Source organism: Haloferax larsenii (assembly GCF_024730625.1).
Classification (GTDB): Archaea; Halobacteriota; Halobacteria; order Halobacteriales; family Haloferacaceae; genus Haloferax; species Haloferax larsenii.
Window position 1 is genome coordinate 2,007,220 of sequence record NZ_CP078063.1, and the last position, 14,233, is coordinate 2,021,452.

Annotated in this window: 17 protein-coding genes and 2 tRNA genes; 6 read left to right on the forward strand and 13 right to left on the reverse strand. The window is 62.6% G+C overall.

What is annotated here, in order from left to right; translation table 11 throughout:
- Positions 1-38: 38 nt before the first annotated feature.
- The 3 genes from KU306_RS10445 to KU306_RS10455 form a co-directional block, all read right to left on the reverse strand.
- Positions 39-653: a class I SAM-dependent methyltransferase gene (locus KU306_RS10445; RefSeq protein WP_258301900.1), complete on the reverse strand. Its 615-nt coding sequence runs from the start codon at positions 651-653 to the stop codon at positions 39-41.
- A 142-nt stretch (positions 654-795) separates the two neighbouring features.
- On the reverse strand, positions 796-1,632 hold the full coding sequence (locus KU306_RS10450) for a cytochrome c oxidase subunit 3 (RefSeq protein WP_007539440.1): 837 nt from the start codon (positions 1,630-1,632) through the stop codon (positions 796-798).
- Positions 1,633-1,871: 239 nt separating this feature from the next.
- Positions 1,872-2,948 carry a phytoene/squalene synthase family protein gene (locus KU306_RS10455; protein WP_007539442.1) on the reverse strand — a complete coding sequence of 359 codons (1,077 nt, stop codon included), beginning with the start codon at positions 2,946-2,948 and terminating at the stop codon, positions 1,872-1,874.
- Positions 2,949-3,051: 103 nt separating this feature from the next.
- On the opposite strand from KU306_RS10455, the gene KU306_RS10460 reads away from it, so the two are divergent.
- Positions 3,052-4,194 (forward strand): acyl-CoA dehydrogenase, encoded by a 1,143-nt coding sequence (locus KU306_RS10460; protein WP_007539445.1) that lies wholly within the window; start codon positions 3,052-3,054, stop codon positions 4,192-4,194.
- 6 nt (positions 4,195-4,200) lie between these two features.
- On the opposite strand, the gene KU306_RS10465 is transcribed toward KU306_RS10460, so the two are convergent.
- A complete protein-coding gene (locus tag KU306_RS10465) occupies positions 4,201-4,515 on the reverse strand; it encodes a DNA-binding protein (protein WP_258301901.1) in 315 nt (104 codons plus the stop codon).
- A gap of 125 nt (positions 4,516-4,640) precedes the next feature.
- Here KU306_RS10465 and KU306_RS10470 point away from each other — a divergent pair, with 125 nt between their 5' ends.
- Positions 4,641-4,916: a DUF7111 family protein gene (locus KU306_RS10470; RefSeq protein ID WP_007539450.1), complete on the forward strand. Its 276-nt coding sequence runs from the start codon at positions 4,641-4,643 to the stop codon at positions 4,914-4,916.
- Positions 4,917-4,937: 21 nt separating this feature from the next.
- On the opposite strand, the gene KU306_RS10475 is transcribed toward KU306_RS10470, so the two are convergent.
- The gene (locus tag KU306_RS10475) at positions 4,938-5,609 is read right to left on the reverse strand and encodes a protein sorting system archaetidylserine synthase (RefSeq protein WP_049918557.1); all 672 of its coding nucleotides are present in this window, start codon (positions 5,607-5,609) and stop codon (positions 4,938-4,940) included.
- Positions 5,610-5,741: 132 nt separating this feature from the next.
- Here KU306_RS10475 and KU306_RS10480 point away from each other — a divergent pair, with 132 nt between their 5' ends.
- Complete coding sequence (locus tag KU306_RS10480) at positions 5,742-6,188, forward strand: cupredoxin domain-containing protein (RefSeq protein WP_258301902.1); 447 nt, start codon at positions 5,742-5,744, stop codon at positions 6,186-6,188.
- An 87-nt stretch (positions 6,189-6,275) separates the two neighbouring features.
- Here the strand turns inward: KU306_RS10480 and KU306_RS10485 are convergent, their stop codons facing one another.
- From KU306_RS10485 to KU306_RS10500, 4 genes are read right to left on the reverse strand one after another with little or no spacing between them, the layout of a single operon-like run.
- Complete coding sequence (locus KU306_RS10485; protein ID WP_007539455.1) at positions 6,276-6,920, reverse strand: 30S ribosomal protein S3ae; 645 nt, start codon at positions 6,918-6,920, stop codon at positions 6,276-6,278.
- Entirely contained in the window at positions 6,913-7,155 is a 243-nt protein-coding gene (locus KU306_RS10490) for a KEOPS complex subunit Pcc1 (RefSeq protein WP_007539457.1), read from the reverse strand. Before KU306_RS10490 ends, KU306_RS10485 begins: the two co-directional genes overlap by 8 nt.
- On the reverse strand, positions 7,152-8,273 hold the full coding sequence (locus KU306_RS10495; RefSeq protein WP_258301903.1) for an exonuclease: 1,122 nt from the start codon (positions 8,271-8,273) through the stop codon (positions 7,152-7,154). The genes KU306_RS10490 and KU306_RS10495 overlap by 4 nt, the downstream gene beginning before the upstream one ends.
- Before the next feature lie 4 nt (positions 8,274-8,277).
- Positions 8,278-8,745, reverse strand: a complete 468-nt coding sequence (locus tag KU306_RS10500) for a 30S ribosomal protein S15 (RefSeq protein WP_007539461.1) — start codon at positions 8,743-8,745, stop codon at positions 8,278-8,280.
- Positions 8,746-8,968: 223 nt separating this feature from the next.
- On the opposite strand from KU306_RS10500, the gene KU306_RS10505 reads away from it, so the two are divergent.
- The 3 genes from KU306_RS10505 (at position 8,969) to KU306_RS10515 (ending at position 11,433) form a co-directional block, all read left to right on the forward strand.
- Positions 8,969-9,040 (forward strand) — tRNA-Ala (locus KU306_RS10505).
- Positions 9,041-9,333: 293 nt separating this feature from the next.
- Positions 9,334-9,405 (forward strand) — tRNA-Ala (locus KU306_RS10510).
- A 528-nt stretch (positions 9,406-9,933) separates the two neighbouring features.
- Positions 9,934-11,433 carry a DUF7289 family protein gene (locus tag KU306_RS10515; protein WP_258301904.1) on the forward strand — a complete coding sequence of 500 codons (1,500 nt, stop codon included), beginning with the start codon at positions 9,934-9,936 and terminating at the stop codon, positions 11,431-11,433.
- Positions 11,434-11,457: 24 nt separating this feature from the next.
- Here KU306_RS10515 and KU306_RS10520 read toward each other — a convergent pair whose 3' ends face one another.
- From KU306_RS10520 to KU306_RS10535, 4 genes are read right to left on the reverse strand one after another with little or no spacing between them, the layout of a single operon-like run.
- Positions 11,458-12,210, reverse strand: a complete 753-nt coding sequence (locus KU306_RS10520) for a DUF7289 family protein (protein WP_258301905.1) — start codon at positions 12,208-12,210, stop codon at positions 11,458-11,460.
- Positions 12,203-12,652, reverse strand: a complete 450-nt coding sequence (locus KU306_RS10525; protein ID WP_007539467.1) for a DUF7266 family protein — start codon at positions 12,650-12,652, stop codon at positions 12,203-12,205. Before KU306_RS10525 ends, KU306_RS10520 begins: the two co-directional genes overlap by 8 nt.
- On the reverse strand, positions 12,649-13,632 hold the full coding sequence (locus tag KU306_RS10530; RefSeq protein ID WP_258301906.1) for a DUF7261 family protein: 984 nt from the start codon (positions 13,630-13,632) through the stop codon (positions 12,649-12,651). The genes KU306_RS10525 and KU306_RS10530 overlap by 4 nt, the downstream gene beginning before the upstream one ends.
- Positions 13,620-14,231, reverse strand: coding sequence for a DUF7288 family protein (locus KU306_RS10535; RefSeq protein WP_258303393.1), 612 nt, complete (start codon positions 14,229-14,231; stop codon positions 13,620-13,622). Before KU306_RS10535 ends, KU306_RS10530 begins: the two co-directional genes overlap by 13 nt.
- Positions 14,232-14,233: the final 2 nt, after the last annotated feature.

Consider the following 14,233-nt stretch of genomic DNA (forward strand, 5'->3'; position numbering starts at 1 on the left):
TGAGCGGGCCCACGTTCCGGGGAGGGTTCCCATTTCGCTCAGACCCGCTCGACAAGTGCGAACAGTCCCGGGAACGTGGTATCGAGCGTTTCGAACGTCACGTCTCGCGTTTTCGAGACAGTCCACTCCGTCGCGAAGGCCGACGAGACATCGTCAGGGGTAATCGGATTCGGTCCGCCGTCTTCGGGGGCATCGTCGCCGAACCCGACGAGAAACACACGCCCACCCACGGGGACGATACCAGCCAATTCGTCGGCGTATCGCTCGCGTTCGTCGCTCTCGAACGCGTGAAACAGGCCGCTGTCTAACACGGTATCGAACGTGCCGATGTCGTCCGGGAGGTCTAGCGCGTCCGCCACCCGGAACGTCGCGTCGAGACCTCGCCGTTCGGCTTTCTCCCGTGCGTGCTCGATTGCCTCGCTGGAGAAGTCGATGCCTACCGCGGTGTGTCCCGCCGCTGCTGCCCAGAGCGCGTGTGCTCCAGTTCCGCACCCAACGTCGAGGACACGACCCGATAGCCCGGTCTTCCGGGCGGCCTCGACGAATGCCGGTTGTGGTTCGTCGATATCCCACGGCGGGGCGGGTTCGCTTTCGTAGACCTCGTTCCACCACGCTGCTGGGTCGGCGGTTTCAGACTCCGACTGGTCCGACATGGACCGAGAGTCGATTCGACCGCGACTAATAGTTCTGTTGAAAGATATTCGAGCAGAGGACGACAGGTGAGACAGGGCCGCCGTCCCGCGACCTGTGGCTCACCGGACAGCGGTCGAAAAAGGGTCGTCGAGGAGCGTCCGATTACGCGCCGACTTCCGCGCCGACGTACAGGACGATGACGAGGAAGATCCAGACGACGTCGACGAAGTGCCAGTACATGGACGCCGTGCTCACCGAGACGTGGCGGTCGGCGGAGTACTGACCTCGGAGTGCGCGGACGAAGACGATGCCGAGGAGGACTGCACCGAGACTCACGTGCAGTCCGTGCAGTCCGGTGAGGCCGTAGAACGCCGACCCGAAGATGCCGGAGGAGAAGGTGAACTCGGAGTGGACGATGAACTCGTAGTACTCGTAGACCTGCCCGCCGATGAAGACGATACCGAGGAGCAGGGTCACTGCGAGACCGCGCATGAAGTTCTTGCGGTTACCCTTCTGGAGCGCGCCTTCCGCCCAGTGGAGCGTGAAACTCGACAAGACGAGCAGCCCGGTGTTGACGAGTACGAGCGACCCGACGAGGTGCGGAAGCTCCTGTGGCGGCCACGTTCCTGCGCGGATGAAGAAGTAGTAGCCGAAGAGGGCACCGAAGGTACCGAGTTCGGACCCGAGGAAGGCAATCATTCCCCAACGGAGTTTGTTTTCGTCGTGTTCGCTCCGGTCGCGGTCCCAGAAGCCCTTGACGAACGCGTGATAGAGCCAGCCGACGATACCGAGGACGAAGAGCGCGATGCTGCCGCCCGCCACGCCGAGAGCAGTCGTTTGGCCGATACCCATGATGTACAGCGCCGCGCCGACGTAGATGCCTGCGCCGCCGACTGCTGTGACGAACGGCCACCAACTCGCCTCACCGAAGCCCCGTGGCCAGTCCTCCACCGCGGGTAAGTGGTGTCCGTGGTCGTCGTGTCCTTCTTCCGAAGTCATAAGCCACCGTTATTCTTCGGTTACTAAAAATCCTCCCAACCGCGTTCGAGGCCCGGCCCCACGCGACCACGCTCGACCTGTCGCCGCCGCGAACGACGTTCGAGTCACTGGCGTGGCTACCTGAGTGTGAACCAGACGGAAAGAACCCGTAGTGAGTCGGAAAGCGGAGAGAACGGACCGCAGATGAACGCGTGCCCGGCTGAAACTCCTCAGTCGATTGCAGTCGGTTTTAATCGATTTCAGTCGATGTTGGTCGTTGCGCGGTGGAACGGCTGTTGGGAGATGACTTCGCGCATCTCGGCGAGTGTATCAGCGCTCGTGCCGTTCAACGCGGCGACGACGGCGAACACCTCTTGGCGCGAAATCTTGACTCCCTCTCCGGTCACCGCTCGCTCGGGGTTGGCGACGAGTTCGCGGAGCGTGCCGACGGCGAGCAGGAACGGGATGCCCCACGCGGCGAGCGTGTTGCCGTCGCGGAGCGGAACCGTCTCCAGATAGGTCTGCGCGTCGTCGAGGAACGACTTGGCGTGGGTGGCAGTCCGGCGGACGACCGACGCGGTTTGCGCTTCGTGCTGGGGCGCAGTGACTTCCTCTTGGGGGACGCCAGCGTCTTCGAGCCACTCTGCCGGCAGGTAGACGTTGTTCTCGGAGTCGTAGTCGTCGTGAACGTCCTTCGCGATGTTGACGAGTTGGAGGAGCAAGCCGAACTCCTCGGCGGTGTCGTACAGAAGCGAGTGGCGTTCGCGGTCGATGTTCCCGCGCGTCACGAGATTCGTGATGAGGTTGCCGACGGTCCCCGCGGCGTAGTAACAGTACTCTTCGAGTTCCTCGCGCGACTGAATGCGGAGTCCACCGGTGTGTGAGTACCGCTCGACGAACATCGCCATACCGGAGACGAGTTCGCGAACGGGCGGCGTCACCGCCTCGCGAACGTCGACCGGAAGCGCCTCGAACGTGCGGAGCACGCGCGGCGCGTTGGCGACGACGTCCCAGTCGTCAGAACGGTCGGCTGCGGGCGGGAGGTGCGGCTCGACGGCGACGACGAACTCGTCGATAGAGGTGTCGTCGTCGGGGTCGAGCGCGCTGTCGTAGAGTCTGAGGAGGTGTGCCTGCTCGTCCGGCGCAATCGACGACGAGTCCTCGATAGTGTCGGGGATTCGACAGAGTAGATATCCGATACAGATGTACGAGGACATCGGTTCGTCGAGAACGTCCACGGTGAGGGCGAAGGTTCGTGAGACGCCCTGGACTGCATCGTGACACCAATTGAGGTCGTCATCGGTTGCCGGTGGCCGGGCATCGGCGTGTCGAGACATTCGAAGTGTCCCGTTATAGGGAAGGGGGGATAAAAAGTGTCGTGGGGCGTACCGTACAGGCCGTAGCAGAAAATCATAAGCATAGTCAATGAAAGAATCAGGCATGGACTTTGCGCTCACTGCCGAGCAGAAGCAAATCAAAGATATGGTCTCAGAGTTCGTCGACGAGGAGGTCAAGCCTCGTGCGGCGGAAATCGACGAGACAGACGAGTTCCCCGCGGACCTCGTCAAGGAGATGGGCGAACTCGGCCTGATGGGAATGCCGTTCCCGGAAGAGTACGGTGGTGCGGGCCTCGACTACCACTCCTACGCCATCGGTCTCGAAGAGATTTCCCGCGGCTCCGGCGGCCTCGGAACCATCGTCGCCGCGCACACGAGCCTCGCGGGCAACATGCTCTACGAGTTCGGTAACGAAGCACAGAAGCAGGAGTACCTGACCCCCGTCAACGAGGGCACCGACATCGGCGCGTTCGCACTCTCCGAACCGGGTGCGGGCAGCGACGTGCCCGCGATGGAGACGACGGCTGAGAAAGACGGCGACGAGTACGTCGTCAACGGCGGGAAGCTCTGGATTTCGAACGGTTCCGTCGCCGACACCGTCATCCTGTTCGCCAAGACCGACCCCGACGCGGGCAACAAAGGCATCTCCTCGTTCGTCGTCCGACCCGAGGAAGACGACGGCTTCGTCGTCGAAGGCACCGAGCACAAACTCGGCGACAAAGGCTGTCCGACCGCCGAACTCAGATTCGACGACATGCGCATCCCCGAAGACCGACTCCTCGGCGACGAGGGCGACGGCTTCGTCCACGCGCTGAAGACGCTCAACGGCGGGCGCATCACCATCGCAGCCCGTTCTATCGGTATCGCGCGCGCCGCGCTCGACGACGCCGTGAAGTACGCCGGCGAGCGCGAGCAGTTCGACCAGCCGATTGGCGACTTCCAGGCAATCAAGCACAAGCTCGCCGACATGGACACGAAAGTGCAGGCGGCGAAGCTCCTCATGCACAAGGCGGCCGACCTGAAGATGCGCGACGAGACGTTCATCAAGGAGGCCGCGCAGGCGAAGCTCTACGCCAGCGAGATTAGCCGTGAAGTCGCGAACGAGGGCATCCAGATTCACGGCGGCTACGGCTACACGAAGGACTTCGCGGCAGAGCGCTACTACCGCGACGCCAAACTGAACGAAATCTACGAGGGCACGAGCGAAATCCTCCGCAACACCATCGGCGACTGGCTCCAAAAGTAGTCGTCGTCAGTCGGCGATTCGCTCACCCGGGTCGGCCGTCGAATCTTCACGGCTTTCTACGCGCTCGGTGAGCCACGCGTAGTACGATTCGACGCGACTCGCTCCCGCGTCGGTGAGTCCGTACACGTCGTATATCCCCTCGGTCCGCCGTTCGAGATGCCCGGCATCGACGAGCGCCTGGAGCGTCCCGTAGAACGATTGCGGGTCGATTCGGACGTCGTAGTAGCGCTCCAACCGCGTCTTGAGCTTCTGGCCTCTGAGTTCCCCCGCGTCGTAGAGAATCGCACAGAGGTCACGGCGGCGGCCGCTCTGAAACCACATATCCACTCCACGAAGAAGAGACACACGTCACTTTCGTTCCACACCACGCGGCTCGTCGGGCTTCGGTGTACGTCGCCTCCGAGAGAATCGGTACTTTAGACACCACCCGCTTCCTAGCGGCGACTATGAGCGAACAGGAGGCTACGGCAAACGGCATCTCCGCGCGGTACTACGTCACCGACTCCGAACGCGTCCTCGAATTCGACCGCGACGGGCGAACCGCCGCAATCGCACAAAACATCGACGGCTACGCCATGCTCAAAGTGCGGCCGACCGTCGATGGCGACGAATTAGAACGCTACTACGGATTCGATATGGCGCTCGACCACGCCGCAGAACTCCTCGGCGTCTCACCACACGACCTCCCAGTTCCCGAGGACGCAGCCAGCATGGGAATGTAATCAGGGCGAACGCGACCCGCTTCAGCCCCAGTAAAACCGCGGTCCCAAGAACAGATAGCCGAGCGCCAAGAACAACAACCCGAACGCGAACCCTTCTCCCAGCCGTCCAGTGAGAACGATTGCGAGCCCCTGCACGATACCCATCACGAGGGCGTCTTGTGCGTGCAGGTCGGGGTACACCACATCGGAGAGCATGAGCGCCGCCATGATTGCCGAGAGCGCGACGAGCAACATCGGGTCGACGAAGCCGACGAGCACACCGGCAGAGAGGATGGTCGCCGCGAGCGTCGTCGGTACGCCTACTGTCTCGTCACTGTCGCTGTCGTAGGCTGTGTAGAGCGCCAGCCGAATCACCGCGGCCGCGACGAACAGCGCGGCGATGGCGACTCCGGCGACGACACGGAGGCGGTCGAACCCCCACATCTCGCGCACGACGGAGACGACGAGCAATGCCGGAGCGACGCCGAAGGAGGCCACGTCGGCGAGCGAGTCGAGGTACGGACCCGCGTCAGTTCCCCCATATCGTCGGGCGACGACCCCATCGAGACCGTCGGCCATCGCGGCCAAGAGGATGGCCTTGGCGGCGAGACGGACGTCCACGGCGGTCAACACCGCCGCGACGAACCCGAGCGCCGCGTTGCCGGCGGTAACTACGTCGGCAGCACCCAACCGGCCGACGAATCGGGGTTTCATACCGTTGCGATTGCGGACCGGGCCTTTCCCTTTTACGTTCCTCTCGCGGCCCCGCCCGAGTTTGCTTTCTTCGCCGCGTCGTTCGCGAGCCGAACCATGCGACATTTATCCGTCGCGTCCCGAGACTCGGCCATGCCAGACGAAGGGTCTTCGACCGGGTTGCGGACGCGACGCGGGTTTCTCGCTGCGGTCGGCGCGGCAACGACGACCAGCCTCGCCGGGTGCGCGACGTCGCTGGCGTCTGACGGCGACTTCGACGTCGGAATGACCGCTGTCGCGTTCGACCCGCCGACGGTGACCATCGAAGTCGGCGACGAAGTCGTGTGGCGAAACACGAGTTCGCGCGGCCACACGGTCACTGCCTACGAGTCCGTCCTCCCCGACGGAGCCGATTTCTTCGCCAGCGGTGGCTTCGAGGACGAGGAGACGGCGCGCACGGCGTACTCGAACTCGCTCGGCGGCCTCATCGACAGCGGCGACGAGTACGCCTACACCTTCGACGTCCCCGGCGAGTACGAGTATCTCTGTATCCCGCACGAACAAGCCGGGATGGTTGGGACTGTCGTCGTCGAAGAGTAACCACTCGAACGTTCTGCCTGATTTTCCCCGGTCGCGCCGCTCTCTGACGACGAGCGTCCTGAAAAAGTCGAAATTGAGTCGCGCTGCTTACTCTTCGTCGACGGCGATGTCTTCTTCGTCGACGCTGACAGCGGCTTCCTCCTCGGCCTCGACCTCTTCGGGGTGGGCTTCGAGGGAGGTCTTCTTGACCTCGACGCGGCGCAGCGGGTAAATCTGCTTCGCCTCGCCGTAGATGGCGGACGAGAGACGGCCACCGGTGACGCCGTCGATGAGGTCGTCGAAGGTGCGCTCGGTGATGGCCTCGCGCGTGAGCTTCGTCATGATGCGACGAATCTCGTGTTCCTGACTGCGGTCTGCCTTCTTCGTGGTGAAGGCGACAGGCTGGACCTGCACGCGGTAGTCGTCCTTCGTCAGGGCCGTGACGTTGGCCTCGATTTTCGAGGCACCACGGCGGACGAGACTACGGAGGTAGTCTCGGGTGAGTTCCTGCTGCGTGAACTCGGTGTAGGCAGCGTCGCTGCCGACATCGCTCACCTGGAAGGTGAGCTTGACGTTGTTCGCACCCTGGTCGTTGTTGAGTTCGCCGAGGGTGACTTCGACGGTGCGTCCGTAGACCTTCTCGGGTTCGTCGGCCATCGTCTCGCCGAGTTCCTTACGGTCGAAATTCTCGGGAGCGATGACGGTGTACCATCGCTTTCCGCGCTTCTGCTTGGAGACTGATCGTTCACTCATGGTTAGTGTCTGTGTGCGTTCGTGTAGCGTCGATAACGGTCTCTGCGACCGTTACGTTGACGACGTAATCGTCGACCGTGGACTGGAGTCCGCCGGTCGAGTCGCGTTCGATTGTCGTGACGAGTTCGTCCCCTTCGACTGTCGTGTGCATCGAATCCGTGTTATCGGGGTCGAGCGCCGCGGCGATGACCGCGGGGTCGTCGTGGCTGGTCCGCAGGGTCGCACGCCGGGTCATCGGCGCACCTCCCTGACGGCCGCGACGACATCCGCGGGGTCGACCGAAGGGTCGACTGTCATCGTTGCTTCCTGCTTCGACCCTGTCGCGGACGCATCGCCCAGTTCGGTCGCTGCCGCAGCGAGTTCGTCGGCCAGTCCGGCTGGACTGGTCGAGACGAGCGCCGCAGCACCGGTTCCGACCGCAAGCACGGTGGGTTCCGGTGACCGGAAGTCGCGGGCGAGGCGTGCGACGGTTGCGAGTCGCCCCGGAGACGATAGGTCACACGAGAGCACGTAGAGGCTCTCGTAGCGCCCTGTGGATGTCTCGCGGAGCGCCGCGTGGGTCGCTTGCGCGTGGTCACGCCACGCATCCAGCGCCGCGTCGTGCACGTCGTGTCCGAGTGCGAGTGCGACGGCGACACCCGGTGCTTCCTTGACGGTCGCATCGAGCACGTCGGCGAAGCCGCCGACAGTTTCGAATGGCCCGTCTGGAGTTGCACGCGGCTGTAGGATGCGCTCGACGGCGGTCGTCGCGCGCGGTGTCGCCTCGCCATCCGTCGCTTCGAGAGCGACGAGGGAAGCGACCCGGCGGTGGGCGTCCGCGTCGAGTTCGGCCGGAAGCGACAGTTCGGCGAGCATCGCCTGTGCTGCCTCTCGGTCGGCCGAGAATGGTGCGTGAACCAGCGTCGAGTGCGCGAGCCCGTTTGCGAGGTCGCCCGTCGGGACGGCCACGCCGGGGCGCGACTCGATGCCCGCGTCGGCCGCCGCGTCTGCGAGCTCGGAATCGTCCTCCGGGGACACACCGGCGGCGTGGAAGCCAGCCAGCGCGACCACCGGGTCGGGGTCGACGCCGAGTTCGCGAGTGACGGCGACGGCGTCTCGCGGGTCGAGTTCGAAGTCACGATTGGGTGCCGACAGCCCCACTGCAACCGCAACGTCGTCGTTTGCGGTCGGTTCGGGGGTGTCGGTCGCCCGGATACGGAAGGGGACGTCGAGTGTCCTGAGTGCCCGCCCGAGGACGCCCGCGGCGGCGACGGCAGCACCGCTGGCATGGGTCCGGAGGCGAACGAACGTCGCCTCGCGGAGTGCTGCGGCAGCGTCGGCAGCAGGCGTCTGTTCGGCGGGACTCATGGACATCTAGTTACTTCTCGAGGAGTTCGACGGCGACGTCGTAGTTGTACGTGAAGTCCTCGTCGAGCTTGTTGCCGCGGTAGTAGTCGACCAGACGGCGAATCTTGGACTCCGTGTTCTGGAGTGCGCGACGGTTGGACTTGTCCTGACGGTTGGTCTCCATGTGGTCACGGAGACGGACGGCGCGCTCCATCAGGTTCTTGAGGTCCTCGGGGAGTTCGGGGTCGGCGTCGTTCTCCTCGAGGATGGTGGTTACTTTCTTGCCGGTGGCGAGTTTGACGTCCGGAATCGGGACGCCCTTGACGCCTTCGTCACGAAGGGCGAGACCAATCTGGCTCGGGTCCTTCCCCTGTTCGGCAAGTTCGACGACGCGTGCTTCGATGTCTGCTGCGTCGACGTCACTCCACTCCGGTGCTTCGTCTGCCACGGGCTTGTCCGAACCGGACGAGCCGCGTCGGCGGGTGTGCATTCGTGCCATTGTTGCGGGTTGGAACCGCACTGACCGCAGAAACGAGTACCCCGCAGTCGCACTCGCGACTGCTGGGGCACTACCGCAATCCCAAGCCCAAATCGGGCGAGTCAGATTTACGGCCGTGCTGGATTCCCATGCGCCACTCCTCGTGCCGAGACTTAAACGGTTTCGACTCGCTGCGCGACCGAATCGAAGGGCTTCTAAACAGGTGGCGGCTACGAGGGAGTGCGGGCTCGTAGATCAGGGGTAGATCACTCCCTTGGCATGGGAGAGGCCCCGGGTTCAAATCCCGGCGAGTCCACTCACTTCCTTTCGGTCGTTTCACTCCCTCCAGTCGTTCGTGGACTCGCCGACGTCCCACTCGCGTCCGCTCGCGGGACTCCCGGCGAGTCCATTTTGAGCGAGAGACGAGTGGTCGCCGTAGTCTCACTCGCTCCGACTGGGCATTGCCCAGTCCGGTTCTCCCGAAACACACGCCGCAGCGGCGTGTGTCTGTGGTTCGGTGGTTCGGTTGCGACTACGCCAGTGTCTCGCAGCCGTCCGACGATTCGAAGCCCTTATTTATTCGACCGGGAAATGAGAAGATGCGTTAGCGGGCTCGTAGATCAGGGGTAGATCACTCCCTTGGCATGGGAGAGGCCCCGGGTTCAAATCCCGGCGAGTCCATTTCTGAACAAAGTGAAGAAATTGACGAGCCGAGCGTCCGCTTTGCGGACGCGTGGATTTGAAGCCCTGAAAGTCGCGCACAGCGAACGAAGTGAGCGAGCACGTCTTTCTCCGGGTTCAAATCCCGTGAACTCCGTTCACGACCTTCGCAAACCGACGGTTTGCTCAGTCCCGGCGAGTCCACTCACTTCCTTTCGGTCGTTTCACTCCCTTCAGTCGTTCGTGGACTCGCCGACGTCACGTTCGCTGCGTCTGCGGGCGACCTATAAGTCGCCCGCATGGCTTGTGAGACGGCGATGCCGTCTCACTCTGCTCACGTGACTCCCGGCGAATCCATCAACTTCTGTCGATGCTATCGACAATCTCTCTGTATACACCAGACACCGCGCCCGCAACCCACGCGTTTGCGCGGCTGTTGACCACCGATAATCCGGGAGACGAGTACTATCACTACTTCGTCAAAATTCTCCTTCACAGACTGTCAGGAACCCCGTGAGGTTTTGACCCGTCGTTTCCTACTGAGGTGCAATGAGTCGGCCCCGCGTCCCGTGGCTCTACCGCGTCGTGCGCGACCGGTCGGGACAAACATCCCCGCTCGCTGTCGTCATCCTCCTCGGCATCACCGTGCTGGGCACGACAGCCGTCGTTACGCTCGGTGCGACAGCACTCGACGAGACGAAACAAGCGTCGAATACGGCCCGCGCAGAACACTCGATGACCCTGTTCGACTCGAAGATGGCGATTACGGCGCTCGGTGATTCGCGCTCGCAATCTGTCGAACTCGGTGGGTCGAACGACGGCCAGTACGTCGTCCGTGACGATACGACGCGGTTAATCGTCACGCACAAAGACTACGACGACTTCGGGTCCGAACAAGAGATATACAACGAGACGCTCGGGAGCATCGAGTATCGCGAAGGTGACGTGACAATCGCGTACGAGGGCGGTGGCGTCTGGCGGACAGAGGACAATGGAACGTCGATGGTCTCACCGCCGGAGTTCCATTACCGTGGTGCGACGCTGACGTTCCCACTCATTCAGCTGACAGGGTCCGGTGGGTCGGGGCGTAACGCGGTCGCAGACATAACTGAACGCAAGCAAGCAGACCCCGTCTATCCGAATTCGAGCGTGAGTTACGCGAACACCTCGGGGACGTACTCGAACCCAGTTCGAAACGGAACCGTCGAAGTGACCGTCGTCAGCCCGCATTACAAGGGATGGGCACAGTTCTTCGACGATAGAACCGAGGGAAACATGTCGATAGACCACACGAACGAGTCGGTCAGCGTCGAGTTGGAGACGCTCGGCCTCGTCGGCGACTTCCAGATGCCGAACGAAGGAAACTCCATCAACGTCCGCGGGATGGCGGGCGACCACAACGTCAGCGAGTACACGCTTAATCTGACCGCGAAACCGCACTTCCAGAACATGCACTGGTCGATGTACCACGACGGTCCCGACGAGGACATCGAGTTCCACATCTACTCGGACGGCAAGTGCAAGAACAACGGCGGCTTCAACGGGGAAATCGACATCAGCATCTACTACAGCAACCAATCGGGCACGTATCAGGGGTGGCAGAAATCCAATATCGACCCCACGACGAACCCCGACGTAAGCGTCGATTGCAGCACGGACCCCGGGACGCTCAACATCGACCTCACGAGCCCGAACATCGACCTTGAGTACGGCGACATCACGATGACCGGGAGCGACAACAAGTGGTACTTCGGCCCGGAAATCAAGAGTTCGAGCACCCCGTCGTCAGTGACGTTCGACCAGCACCCGAGCGACGGACCGACGACGTACACTGCGGGTGACAAACAGACGTTGAATCACCTTACCAACCACTATCTGTCACTCATCTCGCCGCGGTTCGAACTCACCGTGACCGACGGTCCAGGTGGCAGTGAGCGCATCGACGAGGGAGCATCGAGTGGTTCGCTCGTGTACGACCAAGCAGAAGGCGGGCGCTTCATCACGTTCCTGCACGTCACCGAAAATCGCGTCGAAGTTGACGTCTCCTGATATCGGGAGCTCTTTTCGCGAGCGTCAGTCGACGAACGAGACGTCTACTCCGGTCTTGACGACGCGCACGTCGTCGACGCCGGTCAGTTGACACGTGGTGAACGAGCTATTGACCAGCGAACAGCTATCGACGTCGTCGTACGATTCTAGTTCGGATTTCCAAATCGACGCGCGTGGTGACGAGACGTTAATCGTCACGGTGTACGGCCCGTCAGTTCGAGCGGTCGTCAACCTCGACTTCGACCGACTGGCACGGACCAGGAACGTCCCTGACCCACCGACTGAGCTCACCGAGTCGGTCGCCTGTCTGACCTCGAAGGTAGAGACGAGCACGGAATCGGAGCGCAGCGTGAACGAGGGCTCTTGGACGAACGTCATCGAATCGTCGGTGCCCCTGAAGACACCCCCGTACGAGTAGATGAGTCGTTCGTCAGAGTCGTCTGCGGTATAGACGATTGGCTGCGTCGTCGTCATGTTCGTCCCGTTTTTCCCGTTTCCTTCCCAGCGAACCGAAATCGACACTGGGTCGCCGAACGCGAGTCTCGCGTCTGCCAGTTTGATTTCGGTCGCTCGGCTCGGTGCGCCTCGCCGCGAGATGTCGTCCATGTTGTCGTCGAGGATGTCGAACGCTCGCTCTGCGTTGTTGATTCGTTCGACGTCTCGCGTATCCTGCAACCCGCCCATGCCGACGGCGCTGACGACGGCGACCGTCGAGAGGACGAGCGAGAACACGAAGATAAAGCCCAGCGTGTCGCTTACGGCGCGGTGGCTACTCATCGGTGACCTCCAGTTGCGTCCCGTCGTAGTCGACGACGACGTCGCCACCATCGACCGAGCTACCGGCGAGTCGCGTTCGATTCACGAACGGGACTCGGACGGTTATTTCTGGGTCGGACGATTCGAGGACGAGTTCACTCTCCCCGCTCGCATCGGGCTCGACAGTGACGCGATACGTCGTTCCCGCGACTCGTGGCGGGAGTTCGAGCCGACTCGATATGCGCACCGTGGTCTGGTCGTCGGACCCCGCGACCACTCGGTCCGTCGCTTCGAGGTTTGCAGCGAGTCGCTGTCCGATGACTTCCAGTTCGGCTTCCGTGATGCGTTCGCGCTCGCCGGAGACGAACCCGCCGGCGGCGACCATCAACCCGGAGACGAGAATCGCCGTAATGGTGAGTGTGAGCACGAACCCCAGCGTGGTCGAGACGCCGCGCGTCGTCATGCTATCTCACCCGGCGCGAGCCGAATCGTCTTCTCGACGGTCGTCTCGTCGGTACTGAAGACGTACGTCACGTTTGCGTCGTAGAGCGCTTCTTCCGCGACGGGCCACGACCCACTGCCAGTCCCAGCGTAGTGGGGACCAGTGACGAGCGACGAGACGCCCGTGTTCTTCGTCGTCGTGTAGAACTCGTACGTGCCAGTCGCTTCGTCGCCGTTCTCGAACACGACGTGGACGTTGCCGTCGAACGTCTCGTGAATCGTATCCAACGGGAGACACCGCTTTGGACCGACAGTGCCGCCGGTCACGTCGACGATGAGTGACTCGTCGGTACCCTTCGGCTCGACCGCACAGGTTCCGACGACACCGGTGTCGTTCTCGACGGTGACGACCACGTTCGTCCCGTCGTCGTGAAACGAGACGACGACGGCGTCGCCGAGGACTCCGTCGTCGTCGATGACGAAGTGGAACGCATCGCCTGCGTTTCCGGCGAGCGAGGTTCGAGAGACGTTGAACCGGACGTTCCTGACTTCCTCGTCGGTGACCGCGACCCACGTGTCGCCAGCGGTCTCGTTCGTGAAGGTACGGGTCGAATCGTCCTGATGGATGCGTGCTCCTCCGGTCATCGTCCCCGTGTAAGTGACATCGACTGAGCGACCGTAGACGGCACTCAACGAGGCTGTTTCGACGCTCCAGTTCGTAATCGACGACTGGAACTGCGACTCGATTGTCGATTCGCCTCCGCCTGCTCGATTGGCGCTGTCCAGCACCTCGCCACCGCCCGAAAAGAGCGCTTGCTGGAACGAGGTTGCATCGTCGAGTTGCGTGTCGGTCGTTCGCGTCGCGACGTTCTCGGTGTAGATTGCGGTGTTGAGCGTCAGTGCCAGACCGACGAGTAAGACGGCGATGGTGAGTGCCGTGACGAGGAACAACTGTCCACGGTCGTCGGCGGCGAACGTTTCTCGTGGGGTTACATCCGCCATACGACCACCTCCACCTCCACCGGAGCCCAGAGTGGTCCGGAGTTCCGGTCGCCCACGTAGAACGACGTATTCGGGTCGCTCTCGACCGCGCTGAGGTTCGTCCCCGTCGGAATCGCTGCCCCGTCGATTGGTTCGTGAAGCTCGTCGCTGTCGGAGAGCGTGACGAGCGACGTTCCGGAGACCGCGTGGTCACTCGGAGAACCCATGTACACGAGCGTCTTCGACCGTCGGCTCTTGCTCCCCTCGAAGTAGTGGATGTGAACGTTAAATGCGATTCCGCGGTCGAGGAACGTCTCGTTGAGCATCGTTCCGAATGCGGTTGGTGGGCCACCAGTGACGAACCGGTCTTCTTCGCCCACGCCGTAGAACGTCTCGCTACTCCCGTTGTAGAGAAGCACGGTCCGTTCGAGCGTTCCGTTCTCGGCCGCGGCATCGAGGAGCCCCTGCACGACAGCGGCTTGCTGATTTTCGATGTGCTGGCTCGACGTACTGGCGGTCAGTGGCGTGACCGCAGTCACCTGTAAGGCGAACGTGACACTCGCGAGGAGGACCGTCGCGGCGACGAACGCTTCCAAGGCGTATGCTTGCCCACGCGACAGCG

What these genes read in the sequence shown, in the direction of transcription:
- KU306_RS10490 (WP_007539457.1), bottom strand. Translation starts at nt 7,155, where the DNA reads ATGACCCGGCGTGCGACCCTGCGGACCAGCCACGACGACCCCGCGGTC.
- KU306_RS10470 (WP_007539450.1), top strand. Translation starts at nt 4,641, where the DNA reads ATGAGCGAACAGGAGGCTACGGCAAACGGCATCTCCGCGCGGTACTAC.
- KU306_RS10460 (WP_007539445.1), top strand. Translation starts at nt 3,052, where the DNA reads ATGGACTTTGCGCTCACTGCCGAGCAGAAGCAAATCAAAGATATGGTC.
- KU306_RS10480 (WP_258301902.1), top strand. Translation starts at nt 5,742, where the DNA reads ATGCCAGACGAAGGGTCTTCGACCGGGTTGCGGACGCGACGCGGGTTT.
- KU306_RS10500 (WP_007539461.1), bottom strand. Translation starts at nt 8,745, where the DNA reads ATGGCACGAATGCACACCCGCCGACGCGGCTCGTCCGGTTCGGACAAG.
- KU306_RS10530 (WP_258301906.1), bottom strand. Translation starts at nt 13,632, where the DNA reads ATGGCGGATGTAACCCCACGAGAAACGTTCGCCGCCGACGACCGTGGA.
- KU306_RS10450 (WP_007539440.1), bottom strand. Translation starts at nt 1,632, where the DNA reads ATGACTTCGGAAGAAGGACACGACGACCACGGACACCACTTACCCGCG.
- KU306_RS10455 (WP_007539442.1), bottom strand. Translation starts at nt 2,948, where the DNA reads ATGTCTCGACACGCCGATGCCCGGCCACCGGCAACCGATGACGACCTC.
- KU306_RS10515 (WP_258301904.1), top strand. Translation starts at nt 9,934, where the DNA reads ATGAGTCGGCCCCGCGTCCCGTGGCTCTACCGCGTCGTGCGCGACCGG.
- KU306_RS10485 (WP_007539455.1), bottom strand. Translation starts at nt 6,920, where the DNA reads ATGAGTGAACGATCAGTCTCCAAGCAGAAGCGCGGAAAGCGATGGTAC.
- KU306_RS10445 (WP_258301900.1), bottom strand. Translation starts at nt 653, where the DNA reads ATGTCGGACCAGTCGGAGTCTGAAACCGCCGACCCAGCAGCGTGGTGG.
- KU306_RS10475 (WP_049918557.1), bottom strand. Translation starts at nt 5,609, where the DNA reads ATGAAACCCCGATTCGTCGGCCGGTTGGGTGCTGCCGACGTAGTTACC.
- KU306_RS10520 (WP_258301905.1), bottom strand. Translation starts at nt 12,210, where the DNA reads ATGAGTAGCCACCGCGCCGTAAGCGACACGCTGGGCTTTATCTTCGTG.
- KU306_RS10465 (WP_258301901.1), bottom strand. Translation starts at nt 4,515, where the DNA reads ATGTGGTTTCAGAGCGGCCGCCGCCGTGACCTCTGTGCGATTCTCTAC.
- KU306_RS10495 (WP_258301903.1), bottom strand. Translation starts at nt 8,273, where the DNA reads ATGTCCATGAGTCCCGCCGAACAGACGCCTGCTGCCGACGCTGCCGCA.
- KU306_RS10525 (WP_007539467.1), bottom strand. Translation starts at nt 12,652, where the DNA reads ATGACGACGCGCGGCGTCTCGACCACGCTGGGGTTCGTGCTCACACTC.